This window comes from Pseudomonas sp. N-1-13 (assembly GCF_057787095.1).
On the sequence record NZ_JBYNRI010000001.1, the window covers coordinates 281,672 to 297,786 of the forward strand.

A 16,115-nucleotide genomic window follows, 5' to 3' on the forward strand; every position below is an offset into this window, starting at 1 on the left:
GGCGTCCTCACAGCGTTATACGGTTCATGTAGTTGCCGAACGCCTGCAGGTAGCGCGGGATCGGGATCAGAAAGGCGTCGTGACCCTGGGGCGCGTCGATTTCCAGGTAGCAGACGTCCTTGCGGGCAGCCATCAGCGCGTCCACCAGCTCCCGTGAGCGGGCCGGGGAGAAGCGCCAGTCGGTGGTGAACGACATCACGCAGAACCTGGCGGTGGCGCCTGCAAAGGTTTTTGCCAGGTCATCGTCGAAGTTCGCCGCCGGATCGAAGTAGTCCAGGGCTTTCGTCATCAACAGGTAGGTGTTGGCATCGAAGCGTCCGGAGAATTCTTCGCCCTGGTAGCGCAGGTAGCTTTCCACCTGGAATTCGACGCTGTGGAAGTCGTAGTTGAGCTTTTCGCTCTTGAGACCGCGGCCGAATTTCTCGCCCATGGAATCATCGGACAGGTAGGTGATATGCCCGACCATCCGCGCCAGCATCAGCCCGCGCTTGGGAATCACGCCGTGTTCCTGGAACGAGCCGCCGTGGAATTCCGGATCGGTGAGGATCGCCTGGCGCGCCACTTCGTTGAAGGCGATGTTCTGCGCCGACAGCTTGGGGGCAGAGGCGATTGCCAGGCAGTGGCGCACACGGTCCGGGTAAGTGATGGTCCATTGCAGGGCTTGCATGCCGCCCAGGCTGCCGCCGATCACTGCGGCCCACTGGGCGATACCGAGGCGGTCCGCCAGGCGTGCCTGACTGTGGACCCAATCTTCCACGGTCAGCACCGGAAAGTCGGCGCCGAAGGGTTTGCCGGTGTCCGGGTTGACGCTGCTGGGGCCGGTGGAGCCGTTGCAGCCGCCGAGGTTGTTCAGGCTGACCACGAAGAACTTGTTGGTGTCGATGGGCTTGCCCGGGCCGATGCAACTGTCCCACCAGCCCGGCTTGCGGTCGTCGACACTGTGATAGCCGGCGGCGTGGTGATGCCCCGACAAGGCATGGCAGATCAGCACGGCATTGCTCGCCGTGGCATTGAGGGTGCCGTAGGTTTCGAAAATCAGGTCATAGGCTGGCAACGAACGACCGCAGGCCAGGGCCAGGGGCTCGCTGAAATGCGCCATTTGCGGCGTCACCAGACCAACGGAATCGGGGGGAAAGGCAGCTGGCATCGACCCTGCTCTCGTTGAAATGAGGCGTAAGTCTAAAGACCGCTGTGGCAAGCGGCAAGCAAAGGGCGGAGCTGATTGTCCGCCCGGCGCAAACCCCGTGGGAGCAAGGCTTGCCCGCGATGAGGCGATGCGGTCTTTCAGGGACCGAGGTGCCTGTTTCGCGAGCAAGCTTTGCTCCCACAGAGATCGGTGCTGACTGATCAGGCCGGTGTCGGGTCAGATCAGCAGGCGCAGGATTTCCGGCATCATGGTCATCGCCGCCAGGTTGTTGATCACCAGCATGTCGATCAGCTTGAGCACCAGGAACGCCAGGATCGGCGAGATATCCAGGCCGCCGAGGTTCGGCACGATGCGGCGGAACGGTGCCAGCGCCGGCTCGCAGATCTGGTTCACCAGTTCGGCGCCCGGGTTGTGGCTGCCGGGAGCGACCCAGGACAGGATCACGCTGATGATCAGGGCGAAGAAGAAAATCTTCAGGAACAGCGCGGTCACGCCAATGATCGACCAGATCAGCAGTTGCAGCGGGTTGCCGGTGGTGCCGTAGGTCAGCAGCAGGGTCAGGGCCATCAGCGCCAGTTGCACGATGATTGCCAGTACCAGCGACGACATGTCCAGGCCGAACACGCTCGGAATGATCCGGCGCAGTGGCTTGAGCAATGGCTGGGTGGCCTTGACGATGAACTGGCACAGTGGGTTGTAGAAGTTGGCGCGCACCAGTTGCAGCACAAAGCGCAGCAGTACGATCAGCAGGTACAGGCTGCCGAGGGTTTGCAGCACGTAGACCGCTGCAGTGTTCAATCCGATCATGAATGGCTCCTTATTGGCCCAGTTGTTCGGCCATTTCGGCCGAGCGGTGCGCGGCGGCGCCGAGTGCTTTTTCCACCAGGGCTTCGAAGCCCCCGGCCTGGAACGATTTGATGGCGGCTTCGGTGGTGCCGGCTGGCGAAGTCACCCGGCGCCGCAGTTCGGCCGCATCGACATCGCTGGACACTGCCATGTGGGCGGCGCCCAGGGCGGTCTGCAACGTCAGTTTGGCGGCGGTTTCGCGCGGCAGGCCGAGTTTTTCACCGGCGGCGGTCATGGCTTCGATCAGCAGGAAAAAGTATGCCGGGCCCGAGCCGGACACGGCCGTCACCGCATCCAGTTGCTGCTCGGTTTCCAGCCACAGTGCCAGGCCTACGGCCGAGAGCAGTTCTTCGGCCTGCTGGCGCTGTTCGGCGGTCACTTGTGCGGTCGCGAACAGCCCACTGACGCCCTGGCGCAGCAGCGCCGGGGTGTTGGGCATGCAGCGCACGATCGGCTGGGACCCGAGCCAGTTGTTCATGCTGGCGCAGGTAATGCCGGCGGCGATCGACACCACCATCTGATGGGGTTTGAGGCTTGGACGAATGGCCTCGCAAACAGTTTTCATCGCCTGTGGCTTGACCGCCAGCACGACGACGTCCGCGCCCTCGATGGCCTGGGCGTTGTCGGCGAACGTTTCGATGCCGTGCTCTGTGCTCACCCGGGCGCGAGTCTCGGCCCCCGGATCGCTGGCGCGGATCTGCGAAGCGTCCAGACCCTTGGCCCGCAGGCCGCCGATCAGGCTGGCGGCCATGTTGCCGGCGCCGATGAAGGCAATACGTGTGTTGCTCATGACAGGTCCTTGATTAGAGAGTTGAGTCAGCATGGCGTACGGCTAGCTACGGCTATAGTCGCGCGCACCAAACAGCGCGGTACCGATCCGCACCCAGGTGGCGCCCTGGGCAATGGCCGACTCGAGGTCATGGCTCATGCCCATGGAAAGGGTGTCCAGCGGTAGCTTCAGATCGGCTTGCAAGCGTTGAACCGCTGCGAAGGCGGCATCCTGGGCGGCACGCTCCTCGGTCGGTTCGGGAATCGCCATCAACCCACGCAGCTTCAGGCGTGGCAACGCGCTGATGGCGCTGGCCAGAGCGGGCAGGTCCGCCGCGGTGCAGCCGGATTTGCTGTCTTCACCGCTGACGTTGACCTGGATGCAGATATTCAGCGGCGGTAGGTCGGCCGGGCGCTGCTCGGACAGGCGTTGTGCAATTTTCAAACGATCCACGGAATGCACCCAGTCGAAATGTTCGGCGATAGCGCGCGTCTTGTTCGATTGAATGGGGCCGATGAAGTGCCAGATCAAGGGCAGGTCGGTCAGTTCGGCCTGTTTGCCCAGCGCCTCCTGCAGATAGTTCTCGCCAAAGTCCCGCAGGCCGGCGGCATAGGCTTCACGCAGGGCCTGGGCGGGCTTGGTCTTGCTCACCGCCAGCAGCTGCACGCTGTGTTCGTCGCGGTGGGCGGCTTGTTCGGCTGCGCGGATACGCGATCTAACCTGAGCAATGTTGTCTGCTATCGTGGACATTAAAGAAGCGCCAGCGGTGAGGTTCGCGGCATTCTACTGGAATTGAGGAGCGCTATGGATATCACTGAGCTACTGGCGTTCAGCGCCAAACAGGGCGCATCGGACCTGCACTTGTCCGCCGGGCTGCCGCCGATGATCCGTGTCGATGGCGATGTGAGGCGGATCAACCTGCCGGCCCTGGACCACAAGCAGGTCCATGAGCTGATCTACGACATCATGAACGACCGGCAGCGGGTAGATTACGAGAAGTTTCTGGAAACCGACTTTTCCTTCGACGTGCCGGGCGTCGCACGGTTCCGGGTCAATGCGTTCAACCAGAATCGCGGTGCAGGTGCGGTGTTCCGGACCATCCCGTCGAAAGTCCTGACCATGGAAGACCTGGGGATGGGCGATGTGTTTCGCAAGGTGACCGAGGCGCCTCGCGGGCTGGTGTTGGTGACCGGGCCGACCGGCTCCGGCAAGTCCACCACCCTGGCGGCGATGATCGACTACCTCAACACCCACAAACACCATCACATCCTCACCATCGAAGATCCCATCGAGTTTGTCCACGAGCCGCGCAAATGCCTGATCAACCAGCGCGAAGTGCACCGCGACACCCAAAGTTTCTCCACGGCCCTGCGCTCAGCCCTGCGCGAAGACCCGGACGTGATTCTGGTGGGGGAGATGCGTGACCTGGAGACCATCCGCCTGGCCCTGACCGCCGCCGAAACCGGTCACCTGGTGTTTGGCACCTTGCACACCACCTCGGCGGCCAAGACCATCGACCGGGTGGTGGACGTGTTCCCGGGGGATGAGAAATCCATGGTTCGTTCGATGTTGTCCGAATCCTTGCAGGCGGTGATTTCACAGACGCTGGTCAAGAAGATTGGCGGCGGCCGGGTCGCGGCTCATGAAATCATGCTGGGAACGTCGGCGATCCGTAACCTGATCCGCGAGGACAAGGTGGCGCAGATGTACTCGGCGATCCAGACCGGTGGGTCGCTGGGGATGCAGACATTGGATATGTGTTTGAAGGATTTGCTGAACAAGGGGCTGATCAGTCGCGAACATGCGCGGGAGCGGGCGCGTACGCCGGATAACTTCTGAGGATCGGCCACAAAACCTCCTGTGGGAGCGAGCTTGCTCGCGATAGCGTTGGATCAGCCAACATTGAAGTTGACGGATGTACCGCTATCGCGAGCAGGCTCGCTCCCACAGTTTGCTTGAACTGGCAAATGTGCCACTTTCAAATCAGCGCTGAACCAGCTGCATCCCTTTCGGCTCTTTGGGCAGCACCCGCTTGGCAAGGACGTAGTGGCTGTTCCAGTACGGCTTGTTCAAGGTGTCGATGGTCACCGACTTGCCACGGCGCGGGGCGTGGATGAAGCGGTCATTGCCCAGGTAGATGGCCACGTGGTTGACCCGGCGGCTCTTGAGCTTGAAGAAGATCAGATCGCCGGGCTTGAGGTCCTTGCGATCGACCTTCTGGCCGTGACCGCTGGCCATCGCATTGGAAGTGCGCGGCAGGTCGAAGGTGGCATCGTTGAAGGCGTACTTCACCAGGCCGCTGCAATCGAAACCTTTGCTTGGGCTACTGCCGCCCCAACGGTAAGGTGTTCCCAGTACGTTCACGGCACGGCTCAAGACGTTGCTGCTTGTCTTGGCGGTCATGACCGGAACCAGCTTGCTATTGGCGGTGCTCAAACGCTGGGCGTTTCGCTTGTTCTTGCTCGAAGGAGCAGAAACATGGGATTTGGGGGTGTAGCCGTTGACGTTGGGAAGACGTTGCTCACGATTGGTGGCGTGGGCGGCCAGGGGCAATAATAGGCAAATGGTTAGCCATGTCTTGATAAATGGACGCATTAGGCAGGGCTCTTGAAGGTAAGCGCGCAACTTTATAACAGCTTTTTTTACTGTTCCGAGGCCGTTTGTCGAATCGCAACCCAGGTGAAACCCGCATAATTGCGACATATTGACCTGATTGTCTGACAGAACCCAGACAGCACGGGGGTTTACCGGGTTCCTGACGCTGGAGACCGCTTGTCGGCAATCCATAAAAAAGTCACAAATAATCCGAACAAATTTATCTATCGAGGCAAAAGAGGCGATTCATGAACAGCTATCAGCAGGACGCTTTACGCGATACCCACAGCAAAGTGATCGGCTATCTCTTGTGGATTTTCGGCTTTACCGGCGCCCACCGCTTCTACTACGGCAAGCCGGTCACCGGCACGATCTGGTTTTTCACCTTCGGCCTGTTGGGCATCGGCTGGCTGATCGACCTGTTCCTGATTCCGGCCATGGATCGGGAGGCCGATCTGCGCTTCACCCCGGGTCCCCTCGAGTACAGCGTGGCGTGGATTCTGCTGACGTTTCTCGGTGTGCTGGGTGTGCACCGCATGTACCAGGGCAAATGGCTCACCGGCATCCTTTACCTGCTGACTGGCGGGGTGTTTTTCCTGGGGGTGCTGTATGACTTCTGGACGCTGAACGATCAGGTCTCGATTCGCAATGCGCAGAAGCGCGGGGCTTTTCACTAAGACCGAGTCGCCTGCATCGCGAGCAGGCTCGCTCCCACACTGGATCAAGGTGTTCACAGGTTATGTGTTCACCGAAGATCCCTGTGGGAGCGAGCCTGCTCGCGATAAGACCGACGCGATGTCAGGCCTGGTGAGTAATCCGCCCATCCATCAGCGTATAACGCACCACCCCCGGCAAACTGTGGCCAAGGAACGGGCAGTTGTCACCCTTGGAGCGCCAGGCTTCACCCGCCACAGTGGACGCCGCCGGGTCGAACAGCACCAAGTCCGCCGCCGCGCCCACTGCCAGTTTACCCACCGGTAATTGCAGCGCGTCGGCCGGGCCGTTGCTCAGGCGTGCGAGCAGGGTCGGCAGGTCCAGCAATCCGTCTTCCACCAGTGTCATGGCCAGTGGCAGCAACAGTTCGACACTGCTGATGCCCGGTTCCGTGGCGCCGAATGGTGCCAGCTTGGCATCGCGCTCGTGGGGCTGGTGATGGCTGGAGATGGCCGAGATCACCCCGGACTTCACAGCCTCGCGCAAGCCATCGCGGTCGGCGCGGGTGCGCAGCGGCGGCTGGACGTGATAGACGCTGTTGAAGTCGATCAGCGCTTCGTCGGTCAGGATCAGTTGGTACAGCGCTACATCGGCGGTGACGGGCAGGCCGCGAGCCTGGGCCTGGGCGATCAGTGCGGCGCCGCGGGCGCTGGTCAACTGGCTGAAGTGTGCGCGCACGCCGCTTTGTTCCACCAGCAGCAGGTCCCGGGCCAGGGCCACGGTTTCGGCGGTTTCCGGAATGCCTGGCAGGCCGAGGAAACTGGCGGTCGGGCCTTCGTGGGCCAGCCCACCTTCAGCCAGATCGTGATCCTGGGAGTTGAAGATCACCGTCAGGCCGAAGGTCGCAGCGTATTCCAGGGCGCGGCACAGGGTGCGGGTATTGCGAAAACTGTTCAGACCATTGCCGAACGCCACGCAACCGGCGTCGCGTAGCGCAATGAGTTCTGCCAGTTGCTCGCCATCGAGGCCTTTGCTCAAGGCGCCGATAGGGAAGACCTTGGTGTTGCCGGCTTCGCGGGCGCGATCGAGGATCAGCTCGGCCACGGCCGAGGTGTCCAGTACCGGCTTGGTCTGTGGCGGGCAGCACAAACTGGTCACGCCACCGGCGGCGGCAGCCTGGGTTTCGCTGACGATACTGCCTTTGCGGCTGTAACCGGGTTCGCGCAGGGCGACGTTCAGGTCCACCAGGCCAGGGGCGGCCACCAGGCCTTGGGCGTTGAGGGTATCAACGGCGGTAAAACCGGCCGGAGCGGCGCCAAGGGCGATAATTTTGCAGGCATCGATGTGGATGTCAGTCACTTGATCCAGGCCGCTGGCCGGATCGATCACGCGTGCGCCGAGAATGCTGAGCTTCACTGGGCGTTCTCCTGGTCGAATTGGCGCTGGGCCGTTTGCCCGCTCATGGCCATGGACAGCACGGCCATACGGATGGCGATGCCGTAGGTCACCTGGTTGAGGATCACCGAATGTGGTCCGTCGGCCACTGCCGACTCGATCTCCACCCCGCGGTTGATCGGCCCCGGGTGCATGACGATGGCGTCCGGCTTGGCCCCGGCCAGGCGCGCGGTGGTCAGGCCGAACAGGCGGTAGAACTCGCCTTCGCTCGGCAGCAGGCCGCCGGTCATGCGTTCGCGCTGCAGGCGCAGCATGATCACCACGTCCACGTCCTTGAGGCCTTCGGTCATGTCGGTGTAGACCTTCACGCCATACTGCTCGACGCCAATGGGCAGCAGGGTTTTCGGCGCGATCACGCGGATGTCCGGGCAGCCGAGGGTCTTGAGGGCGAGCATGTTCGAACGGGCCACCCGCGAGTGCAGGATGTCGCCGACGATAGCCACCGACAGGTTCTCGAAGCTGCCCTTGTGCCGACGGATGGTCAGCATGTCCAGCATGCCCTGGGTTGGGTGGGCGTGACGGCCGTCGCCGCCGTTGATGATCGCCACTTGCGGGCATACATGCTCGGCAATGAAATGCGCGGCGCCGGAATCACCGTGACGCACGACGAACATGTCGGCCGCCATGGCCTCGAGGTTGCGCAAGGTGTCGAGCAGGGTTTCGCCCTTGCTCGCCGAGGAGGTGGACACGTTCAGGGTGATCACGTCCGCCGACAGTCGCTGGGCCGCCAGTTCGAAGGTGGTGCGGGTGCGGGTGGAGTTTTCGAAGAACACGTTGCACACGGTCTTGCCGCGCAGCAACGGGACTTTCTTGACCGCCCGGGCCCCGACTTCGAGGAACGAATCGGCGGTGTCGAGGATTTCCGTCAGCAGCTCGCGGCGCAGGCCGTCGAGGGACAGGAAGTGCCGCAGCTGGCCCTGATCGTTGAGCTGTAGCGCTCGCTTGGTTTCGAGAGGCGTCATCGCAATGGACTCTTACAAGGGCAGTTAAAGGGCAAGGTCTTGCAGTTCGAGTTGCAGCGGCGTGGGGCCGCACAGCTTGACTCGCTCGTGAGCGGCCAGCGTCAGCGTCGCGCCGACCACGTTCGGGCGGATCGGCAGCTCGCCGGCGTCCAGGTCCAGCAGGCACACCAGGGTCACGCTGGCGGGGCGGCCATAATCGAACAGTTCGTTCATGGCGGCGCGGATGGTCCGGCCGCTCATCAGCACATCGTCGATCAGTACCAGATGCTGGCCTTCAATCTCGAACGGCAGGGCCGAAGGGCGCACTTGCGGGTGCAGGCCGTTCTGGCTGAAGTCGTCGCGGTAGAACGACACATCGAGGGTGCCCAGCGGCGCATCGCTGCCCAGTTCTTCGAGCAAGGCCTGGGCGACCCAGACGCCACCGGTGCGAATGCCGATGTAGCGCGGTTCGCTGATGCCGCGTTGTTCCAGATGCGCCGTGAGACGAATCGCCATCTGGCTGATCAGTTCGGCGGGATTGGGCAGGCTCATGCTGGCTCCTTCAGGTTCCCGGGCCGGTGGTCAGAGGCCCGGTTTATCGCTAAAAGAAAGCGCCCTGGCGGCGCTTTCAAAAAAATCAGGTTTCGAACAGGGCGGCGTTGGCGTCGAGCCAGCCTTGCAGCAGCAGGGCGGCCGCGATGGCGTCTACCGGGTTGTCGCGGTAACTGCCTTTCTGCCCGCCACGTACCAGGCGTTCGCCCTTGGCCTCGAACGTGGTCAGACGCTCGTCGTGGGTATAGAAAGGCAGGTTGTAGCGGCCGTTGAGCCTGCGGGCGAATTTCTCCGCGCGAACGCACATGTCGCTGGGCGTGCCGTCCATGTTCAGCGGCAGGCCGACCACCACGGCGTCGGGTTTCCACTCCTTGATCAGGGCTTCGACCTGGTTCCAGTCGGGAACGCCGTTCTGCGCCTTCAGGGTGCACAGCTCGCGGGCCTGGCCGGTAATCACCTGGCCGACCGCCACGCCGATCTGTTTGGTGCCGTAATCGAAGCCCAGCAGCAAGCGCAGGGCCATCAGGCGTGTCCTGCCTGGCTGGTGAGCAGACTGAGGTTGACCCCCAACCGGCTGGCCGCCGCTTCCAGGCGCAGTTCGCTGCTGGTGTTGAACAGGATGTCGGCGTCGAACGGGCAGGTCAGCCAGGCGTTATCGGCCAGCTCGGCTTCCAGTTGCCCGGCTTCCCAACCGGCATAGCCGAGGGCGATCAGGCTTTTTTCCGGGCCTACGCCGTCGGCAATGGCGAACAGCACATCCTGGGAGGTGGACAGCGATACGCCATCCAGGTCCACGGTGGCCTGGTAGGACGGCCCCGTCGGGTGGAGCACGAAGCCTCGGTCGGTCTGCACCGGGCCGCCGATGAAAATCGGGACGTGCTGGCACAAGAGTGGCGGTTCTACATCCGGGCGCAACTGCTCAAGAATGTCCGCCAGGTTCAGTTCCTGCGGCCGATTGATCACCAGCCCCATGGCCCCATTGGCCGTGTGCTCGACGATGTAGGTCAAGGTGTGGGCAAAGTTCGGATCGGCCATGTGTGGCATGGCAATCAGGAAGTGATGCTTGAGGTAGGTGGGGCTGACGTTTTTCATAGGCGCTAGTGTGGCGGCGCAGGGGCGAACTGACAAGCTGGGGATGTGCAGCAAATGCCGGAGACTGTCACGAAACCCTTGTGGGAGCGAGCCTGCTCGCGATGCGGTGTGTCAGGCGACATCATGCTGGATGTTCGATTGCTATCGCGAGCAGGCTCGCTCCCACAAGGGGATGGGGTCAGTTGCTGGAGAGACGATCGCCCCGGGCGAACTTCCAGGTGCGGATGATTTCCAGGCGGTCGATGTCCGACAGGTCCCCGGTAAACGGTGCGAACGGCGCGGCCAGGCGCACGATCCGCTGGGCGGCCTGATCCAGCAATGGCTGGCCGGAGGACTCCAGCACCAGCACTTCATACAACGAGCCGTCGCGGTTGATCGAGACCAGCAGCCGCAAGTTGCCATAGATCTGCTTGCGCCGGGCTTCGTCGGGGTAGTTGAGATTGCCGATGCGCTCGACTTTCTTGCGCCACTCATCTTTGTACCAGGCGCCCTTGTCGCGCATGGTCGAGGCGGCGCTCAGGCGGTGGATACGCGGGCGTTTGGCATACAACTGCTGTTCCTGGGCCAGCTCGGCTTCCAGGCTGGCGATGTCGCTGGACAGTTGGGCGCTGTCGAAGGTGGGCACCGGGGCCTTGGGTTTGGGGTCGGGCCTGACCTCTTCCTTGACCGGGGCTTTTTTCGGCTTCGGCGCCACGGTGGTCACGGCTGCCTTGGGCGCCGTCTCCCGGACCTCGGGCTTGGCCGCTGGCGGCGGTGTGACCTTCTGCACTTTATTGTCCTGGAACGGCGCGATCTGGGTGGTCTTGGGCGTCGCCTTTTTTTCCAGGGTGCCACTGCCTTGCTGGTTTTCCTGGGCGAGGAAGTCCGCTTTTTGTGGCTTGGCTTCGCTTTTGAAGGTGGCCAGGGTGATTTCCAGGGTCTGGCTGATCTGTTTGGGTTCTACCGTGGCAAACCCGACGCCCAGCAGCAGTGCCAAGTGGATCAATGCCGCCAGGAACAGGGTAAAACCGAGACGATCAGCCGGGCGCACGCCGCGATGGGCGAGCTCTTGGGGCAGATCGGACGGGAGGGTCATGGCAAGGAAACCAACATCGCGTTTTTTTCAGGCCGGGCATGATAACGCAATGTGGGTTTCCTTCAGCAGGATCTGGATCAACGAGCCTTGAGCTTCTGATCGATGGCATCCATCAGCATCGCGCCGATGTCGGTGCCGAAGGCGTTGTCGATCTCGCGGATGCAGGTCGGGCTGGTGACGTTGATTTCCGTCAGGTGCTCGCCGATCACGTCCAGGCCCACGAACAGCAGACCCTTCTCCCGCAGGGTCGGGCCGACCTGGGCCGCAATCCAGCGGTCCTTTTCAGTCAACGGACGCGCCTCGCCACGCCCGCCGGCCGCCAGGTTGCCGCGGGTTTCGCCGGCTGCGGGAATGCGCGCCAGGCAATAGTCCACCGGTTCGCCGTCGATCATCAGGATGCGCTTGTCGCCATCGACGATGGCCGGCAGGTATCCCTGGATCATGATCTGCTGCTGACCGTGCAGGGTCAGGGTTTCCAGGATCACCGACAGGTTGGGGTGGCCGGCGGTGTGACGGAAAATCGAGGAGCCGCCCATGCCGTCCAGGGGCTTGAGGATCACGTCGCCGTGATGGTCGGCGAATTCACGCAGCACGTCCGGGCGACGGCTGACGATGGTGGGCGGCGTGCATTGCGGGAACAGCGTGGCGAACAGCTTTTCGTTGCAGTCGCGCAGGCTCTGGGGTTTGTTGACCACCAGCACACCGGCGTTTTCGGCCTGCTCCAGCAGGTAGGTGGAATACACGAACTCCATGTCGAAGGGCGGATCCTTGCGCATGAGGATCACGTCCAGGTCGCTGAGCAGCGCATCGCGTTCGGCGCCCAGCTCAAACCATTTTTCGGGGTTGGCGAAGACGTTCAGCGGCTTCATCCGCGCCCGTGCCTGACCTTCGGCCTGGTAGAGGTCGCCCTGTTCCATGTAGAACAGCTCCCAGCCGCGCTTCTGAGCGGCCAGCAGCATGGCCAGCGAGCTATCCTTTTTATAGGAAATGCTGGCGATAGGGTCCATGACAATGCCGACGCGTACGCTCATGGCTTGGTTCCTCGAAAATTGATGGGCACAAATGGTGTGAAAAAGTGGCGTCAGAGTGGCGCCCGGAAGATTGGCGGTCAAGGAAAAACCACTGTACCGAGCGGCCGATAGATCGGCGATGGAGACTGTGCTAAAAAGGCTGGCATGTGACGTGCGGGCCTTGAACATCAAGGGTTTGCGCTGTCGTTCACACTTACGCGTTAAAAACCGGTTTGCAGTGGCAATGGCAGAGCATCTTACGCAGCAGCAACCCAGCGCCTTGAAGGTCATGGTCATCGACGACTCAAAGACCATCCGCCGCACCGCCGAGACCTTGTTGCGCAACGTGGGTTGCGAGGTCATCACGGCGGTCGATGGCTTCGATGCCCTGGCCAAGATCGCCGACCATCATCCGGGCATTATCTTTGTCGACATCATGATGCCGCGCCTGGACGGTTACCAGACTTGTGCCCTGATCAAGAACAACAGCGTTTTCAAGGCCACGCCGGTGATCATGTTGTCGTCCCGGGACGGTTTGTTCGACAAGGCCAAGGGGCGCATCGTCGGCTCCGATCAGTTTTTGACCAAGCCTTTCAGCAAGGAAGAACTGCTGGGCGCGATACGGGCTCATGTTCCGGGCTTTGCCGCTGTCCAGCCGCACCAGGCACATTAATGACACTCGGCCATCGGGCCTGGGGTCAACAAAAAATGGGGAACACCATGGCACGAATTCTGATCGTCGATGATTCGCCGACCGAAATGTACAAACTGACCGGCATGCTGGAAAAGCACGGCCACCAGGTCCTGAAGGCCGAAAACGGCGCCGACGGCGTGGCCCTGGCTCGCCAGGAAAAGCCCGACGCGGTCCTGATGGATATCGTCATGCCCGGCCTCAACGGTTTCCAGGCCACGCGCCAGTTGACCAAGGATCCGGACACCGGGCACATCCCGGTGATCATCATCACCACCAAGGACCAGGACACCGACAAGGTCTGGGGCACTCGCCAAGGCGCGAAGGACTACCTGACCAAACCGGTGGACGAAGAAACCCTGATCAAGACCCTGAACAACGTGCTGGCGGGTTGATGACACGGCCATGAGCCAATCCCTGACCGCTTTCGAACTGCTCCTGCAGATCGACCGGCGTTGCCGGCTGCTGGGGGCGGACCTGCCGTCACAACCGACCCACGGCGACAGTTGGAGCGGCATCGGTTTTCGCCTCGGCGAACACTGGTACGTGGCGCCCATGGGCGAAGTCAGCGAAGTGCTGCACGAACCGCGCTACACACATTTGCCCGGGGTCAAGCCATGGGTTCGTGGTGTGGCTAATCTGCGCGGGCGCTTATTGCCGTTGATGGATTTGTGCGGTTTCTTCGGCCATGAGCTGTCGAGCGTGCGCAAGCAGCGGCGGGTGCTGGTGGTGGATCATGACGAGGTCTTTACCGGGTTGCTGGTGGATGAAGTCCTCGGATTGCAGCATTTTGCCCAGGACAGCCTGGAGCCGACGCTGATGGACGACCTTGACGGCCCGGAGTCGGCCTTCGTCAAGGGCCGGTTTCGCGGTGAACGGCAGTGGCAGGTGTTCAGCCCGTTTGCGCTGACGCGCTCGCCGGGGTTCATGGATGTAGCTGTTTGACGAGATGCCACACGGTCCCTTGTAGGAACGAGCCAGTGGGAGCAAAGCTTGCTCGCGATGGCGGCGCCTCGGTTGGCGGGAAACCGTGTTGTTTTCATCGCAGGCAAGCCTTGCTCCCACAGAGTCACACTGATTGAGCAGGCTGCACTACAAGGGCTTGCTTACAGTTGGCAGTGGTGAGTGGGTTGGATTGGGCAGTACAGGCGAGAACCGATGAGCAAAGCAAATACAGGTAAGCCTCTGGAAGCGTCGCGCAGTCGTTCGCAGATCATCGTGCTGTTCGTCGCGCTGATTGTCTTCATCATGCTGCTGTTCGCCAACTTCGCTTACCTCAACACCCAGTCCAACTACGACAAGCAGTACATCGGCCACGCCGGTGAGTTGCGGGTGCTGTCCCAGCGCATCGCGAAGAACGCCACCGAGGCGGCCGCCGGCAAGGCCGCGGCGTTCAAGTTGCTGAGCGAGGCGCGCAATGATTTCGCCCAGCGCTGGGGCTACCTGAAGCAAGGCGACCCGGTGACCGGCCTGCCACCGGCACCTGCTGCCCTGCGCCCGCAGATGCGTGCCGTACAGCTGGACTGGGAACGCCTGCTCAAGAACACCGATGCCATCCTGTCCAGCGAACAGACTGTGCTGTCGCTGCATCAGGTGGCGGCGACCCTCGCCGAAACCGTGCCGCAATTGCAGGTCGAGTACGAAAAGGTCGTCGAAATTCTCCTGCAGCGCGGCGCGCCCGCCGCGCAGGTCGCCATGGCCCAGCGCCAGTCGTTGCTGGCCGAACGGATTCTCGGGGCGGTGAACACCGTGCTGGCGGGGGATGAAAACGCCAGTCAGGCCGCCGATACCTTTGGCCGCGATGCCGCACGTTTTGGTCAGGTGCTCAATGGCATGTCGCAAGGTGACCCGGCCTTGAAGATCTCCCAAGTACAGGACCGCGATGCCCGGGCTCGCCTGAGTGAGATCAGCGAACTCTTCGAATTCGTCTCCGGCTCGGTGGACGAAATCCTCGAAACCTCTCCTGAGCTGTTCAAGGTCCGCGAGTCGGCAGGCAACATCTTCAACCTGTCGCAAACCTTGCTGGACGAAGCGTCGCACCTGGCCACCGCGTTCGAAAACCTGGCCGGCGGGCGTTCCGCAAACGCCATCGGTGGTTATGTGCTGGGTCTGTTGGCGCTGATGTCGATCATCCTGATCGGGCTGGTGATGGTCCGCGAAACCAACCGGCAGTTGCGTGAAACCGCAGAAAAGAATGAGCGCAACCAGAACGCGATCATGCGTCTGCTGGACGAGATCGAAGACCTGGCCGATGGCGACCTGACCGTGACCGCCTCGGTTACCGAAGACTTTACCGGCACCATCGCCGATTCCATCAACTATTCGGTGGACCAACTGCGTGACCTTGTGGCCACCATCAACCTCACCGCCGGCCAGGTCGCCGCTGCGGTGCAGGAAACCCAGGCTACGGCGATGCACCTGGCGCAGGCTTCCGAACATCAGGCCCAGCAGATATCCGAAGCTTCGACTTCAATCAATGAAATGGCCCAGTCCATCGATCAGGTCTCGGCCAATGCCGCCGAGTCGTCGGCGGTGGCCGAGCGCTCCGTGGAGATCGCCAACAAAGGCAACGAGGTGGTGCACAACACCATTCATGGCATGGACAACATTCGCGAGCAGATCCAGGACACGGCCAAGCGCATCAAGCGCCTGGGGGAGTCGTCTCAGGAAATCGGCGACATTGTCAGCCTGATCGATGACATTGCCGACCAGACCAACATCCTGGCCCTCAACGCCGCTATCCAGGCGTCCATGGCCGGTGACGCCGGGCGCGGGTTCGCGGTGGTGGCCGATGAAGTGCAGCGGCTGGCGGAGCGCTCTTCGGCGGCGACCCGGCAGATCGAGACCCTGGTGCGGGCGATTCAGGCTGACACCAACGAGGCGGTGATTTCCATGGAACAGACCACCACCGAAGTGGTGCGCGGCGCCCGACTGGCCCAGGATGCCGGGGTGGCCCTGGAAGAAATCGAAGGCGTGTCCAAGACCCTGGCGGCGCTGATCCAGAGCATTTCCAACGCGGCGCAGCAACAGACGACGTCGGCGGGACAGATTTCCTTGACCATGAACGTGATCCAGCAGATCACCACGCAAACCTCTTCCGGCTCCACCGCCACCGCCGAGAGCATCGGCAACCTGGCGAAAATGGCCAGTCAGCTGCGTCGTTCGGTGTCGGGGTTTACTTTGCCGGCGGCGGCTGCGGCGGATGAGAACAAGGCGTAACTGGCTGGATCTGTATATTGAGAAGGGTCATGTGGCGAGGAAGCTTTTGTGGCGAGGGGATTTATCCCC

18 protein-coding genes are annotated in these 16,115 nt (G+C 62.1%); 6 read left to right on the plus strand and 12 right to left on the minus strand.

The genetic code is table 11. The annotated features are described in order from the left end of the window. Positions 1-7 precede the first annotated feature (7 nt). From metX to AC3I65_RS01340, 4 genes are all read right to left on the minus strand, one after another. A complete protein-coding gene (gene metX, locus AC3I65_RS01325) occupies positions 8-1,147 on the minus strand; it encodes a homoserine O-succinyltransferase MetX (protein WP_047226011.1) in 1,140 nt (379 codons plus the stop codon). Between the two features lie 216 nt (positions 1,148-1,363). Next, entirely contained in the window at positions 1,364-1,954 is a 591-nt protein-coding gene (locus tag AC3I65_RS01330) for a YggT family protein (protein WP_047226010.1), read from the minus strand. 10 nt (positions 1,955-1,964) lie between these two features. After that, positions 1,965-2,783 (minus strand): pyrroline-5-carboxylate reductase, encoded by an 819-nt coding sequence (gene proC, locus AC3I65_RS01335; protein ID WP_047226009.1) that lies wholly within the window; start codon positions 2,781-2,783, stop codon positions 1,965-1,967. Positions 2,784-2,825: 42 nt separating this feature from the next. After that, positions 2,826-3,512 (minus strand): YggS family pyridoxal phosphate-dependent enzyme, encoded by a 687-nt coding sequence (locus AC3I65_RS01340; RefSeq protein ID WP_047226008.1) that lies wholly within the window; start codon positions 3,510-3,512, stop codon positions 2,826-2,828. Positions 3,513-3,566: 54 nt separating this feature from the next. Between AC3I65_RS01340 and AC3I65_RS01345 the strand changes: the two genes are divergently transcribed. Beyond that, entirely contained in the window at positions 3,567-4,601 is a 1,035-nt protein-coding gene (locus AC3I65_RS01345) for a type IV pilus twitching motility protein PilT (RefSeq protein ID WP_107321399.1), read from the plus strand. Positions 4,602-4,745: 144 nt separating this feature from the next. On the opposite strand, the gene AC3I65_RS01350 is transcribed toward AC3I65_RS01345, so the two are convergent. Continuing rightward, positions 4,746-5,357 carry a C40 family peptidase gene (locus tag AC3I65_RS01350; protein WP_047226006.1) on the minus strand — a complete coding sequence of 204 codons (612 nt, stop codon included), beginning with the start codon at positions 5,355-5,357 and terminating at the stop codon, positions 4,746-4,748. Between the two features lie 248 nt (positions 5,358-5,605). Here AC3I65_RS01350 and AC3I65_RS01355 point away from each other — a divergent pair, with 248 nt between their 5' ends. Next, on the plus strand, positions 5,606-6,034 hold the full coding sequence (locus AC3I65_RS01355; protein ID WP_047226005.1) for an NINE protein: 429 nt from the start codon (positions 5,606-5,608) through the stop codon (positions 6,032-6,034). A gap of 121 nt (positions 6,035-6,155) precedes the next feature. On the opposite strand, the gene AC3I65_RS01360 is transcribed toward AC3I65_RS01355, so the two are convergent. The 7 genes from AC3I65_RS01360 to gshB form a co-directional block, all read right to left on the minus strand. Beyond that, positions 6,156-7,427, minus strand: a complete 1,272-nt coding sequence (locus tag AC3I65_RS01360; RefSeq protein ID WP_047226004.1) for a dihydroorotase — start codon at positions 7,425-7,427, stop codon at positions 6,156-6,158. Beyond that, a complete protein-coding gene (locus AC3I65_RS01365; protein ID WP_047226003.1) occupies positions 7,424-8,428 on the minus strand; it encodes an aspartate carbamoyltransferase catalytic subunit in 1,005 nt (334 codons plus the stop codon). Before AC3I65_RS01365 ends, AC3I65_RS01360 begins: the two co-directional genes overlap by 4 nt. 24 nt (positions 8,429-8,452) lie before the next feature. Continuing rightward, positions 8,453-8,959 carry a bifunctional pyr operon transcriptional regulator/uracil phosphoribosyltransferase PyrR gene (gene pyrR / locus AC3I65_RS01370; protein ID WP_488523411.1) on the minus strand — a complete coding sequence of 169 codons (507 nt, stop codon included), beginning with the start codon at positions 8,957-8,959 and terminating at the stop codon, positions 8,453-8,455. An 85-nt stretch (positions 8,960-9,044) separates the two neighbouring features. Further along, entirely contained in the window at positions 9,045-9,482 is a 438-nt protein-coding gene (gene ruvX, locus AC3I65_RS01375) for a Holliday junction resolvase RuvX (protein ID WP_092395470.1), read from the minus strand. Further along, positions 9,482-10,051 carry a YqgE/AlgH family protein gene (locus AC3I65_RS01380; protein ID WP_047226000.1) on the minus strand — a complete coding sequence of 190 codons (570 nt, stop codon included), beginning with the start codon at positions 10,049-10,051 and terminating at the stop codon, positions 9,482-9,484. Before AC3I65_RS01380 ends, ruvX begins: the two co-directional genes overlap by 1 nt. Positions 10,052-10,229: 178 nt before the next feature. Then, positions 10,230-11,126 carry an energy transducer TonB gene (locus tag AC3I65_RS01385; RefSeq protein WP_047225999.1) on the minus strand — a complete coding sequence of 299 codons (897 nt, stop codon included), beginning with the start codon at positions 11,124-11,126 and terminating at the stop codon, positions 10,230-10,232. Positions 11,127-11,203: 77 nt separating this feature from the next. Then, positions 11,204-12,157: a glutathione synthase gene (gshB, locus tag AC3I65_RS01390; protein WP_047225998.1), complete on the minus strand. Its 954-nt coding sequence runs from the start codon at positions 12,155-12,157 to the stop codon at positions 11,204-11,206. Between the two features lie 223 nt (positions 12,158-12,380). Here gshB and AC3I65_RS01395 point away from each other — a divergent pair, with 223 nt between their 5' ends. From AC3I65_RS01395 to AC3I65_RS01410, 4 genes are all read left to right on the plus strand, one after another. Then, on the plus strand, positions 12,381-12,809 hold the full coding sequence (locus tag AC3I65_RS01395; protein WP_047225997.1) for a response regulator: 429 nt from the start codon (positions 12,381-12,383) through the stop codon (positions 12,807-12,809). Between the two features lie 47 nt (positions 12,810-12,856). Further along, on the plus strand, positions 12,857-13,222 hold the full coding sequence (pilH, locus tag AC3I65_RS01400) for a twitching motility response regulator PilH (protein WP_047226188.1): 366 nt from the start codon (positions 12,857-12,859) through the stop codon (positions 13,220-13,222). Positions 13,223-13,232: 10 nt separating this feature from the next. Next, the gene (locus AC3I65_RS01405; RefSeq protein ID WP_047225996.1) at positions 13,233-13,772 is read left to right on the plus strand and encodes a chemotaxis protein CheW; all 540 of its coding nucleotides are present in this window, start codon (positions 13,233-13,235) and stop codon (positions 13,770-13,772) included. 213 nt (positions 13,773-13,985) lie between these two features. Then, entirely contained in the window at positions 13,986-16,046 is a 2,061-nt protein-coding gene (locus AC3I65_RS01410; RefSeq protein ID WP_047225995.1) for a methyl-accepting chemotaxis protein, read from the plus strand. Positions 16,047-16,115: the final 69 nt, after the last annotated feature.

Coding starts and splice junctions, on each gene's coding strand:
- metX (WP_047226011.1), bottom strand. CDS start 1,147: ATGCCAGCTGCCTTTCCCCCCGATTCCGTTGGTCTGGTGACGCCGCAA.
- AC3I65_RS01330 (WP_047226010.1), bottom strand. CDS start 1,954: ATGATCGGATTGAACACTGCAGCGGTCTACGTGCTGCAAACCCTCGGC.
- proC (WP_047226009.1), bottom strand. CDS start 2,783: ATGAGCAACACACGTATTGCCTTCATCGGCGCCGGCAACATGGCCGCC.
- AC3I65_RS01340 (WP_047226008.1), bottom strand. CDS start 3,512: ATGTCCACGATAGCAGACAACATTGCTCAGGTTAGATCGCGTATCCGC.
- AC3I65_RS01345 (WP_107321399.1), top strand. CDS start 3,567: ATGGATATCACTGAGCTACTGGCGTTCAGCGCCAAACAGGGCGCATCG.
- AC3I65_RS01350 (WP_047226006.1), bottom strand. CDS start 5,357: ATGCGTCCATTTATCAAGACATGGCTAACCATTTGCCTATTATTGCCC.
- AC3I65_RS01355 (WP_047226005.1), top strand. CDS start 5,606: ATGAACAGCTATCAGCAGGACGCTTTACGCGATACCCACAGCAAAGTG.
- AC3I65_RS01365 (WP_047226003.1), bottom strand. CDS start 8,428: ATGACGCCTCTCGAAACCAAGCGAGCGCTACAGCTCAACGATCAGGGC.
- pyrR (WP_488523411.1), bottom strand. CDS start 8,959: ATGAGCCTGCCCAATCCCGCCGAACTGATCAGCCAGATGGCGATTCGT.
- ruvX (WP_092395470.1), bottom strand. CDS start 9,482: ATGGCCCTGCGCTTGCTGCTGGGCTTCGATTACGGCACCAAACAGATC.
- AC3I65_RS01380 (WP_047226000.1), bottom strand. CDS start 10,051: ATGAAAAACGTCAGCCCCACCTACCTCAAGCATCACTTCCTGATTGCC.
- AC3I65_RS01385 (WP_047225999.1), bottom strand. CDS start 11,126: ATGACCCTCCCGTCCGATCTGCCCCAAGAGCTCGCCCATCGCGGCGTG.
- gshB (WP_047225998.1), bottom strand. CDS start 12,157: ATGAGCGTACGCGTCGGCATTGTCATGGACCCTATCGCCAGCATTTCC.
- AC3I65_RS01395 (WP_047225997.1), top strand. CDS start 12,381: ATGGCAGAGCATCTTACGCAGCAGCAACCCAGCGCCTTGAAGGTCATG.
- pilH (WP_047226188.1), top strand. CDS start 12,857: ATGGCACGAATTCTGATCGTCGATGATTCGCCGACCGAAATGTACAAA.
- AC3I65_RS01405 (WP_047225996.1), top strand. CDS start 13,233: ATGAGCCAATCCCTGACCGCTTTCGAACTGCTCCTGCAGATCGACCGG.
- AC3I65_RS01410 (WP_047225995.1), top strand. CDS start 13,986: ATGAGCAAAGCAAATACAGGTAAGCCTCTGGAAGCGTCGCGCAGTCGT.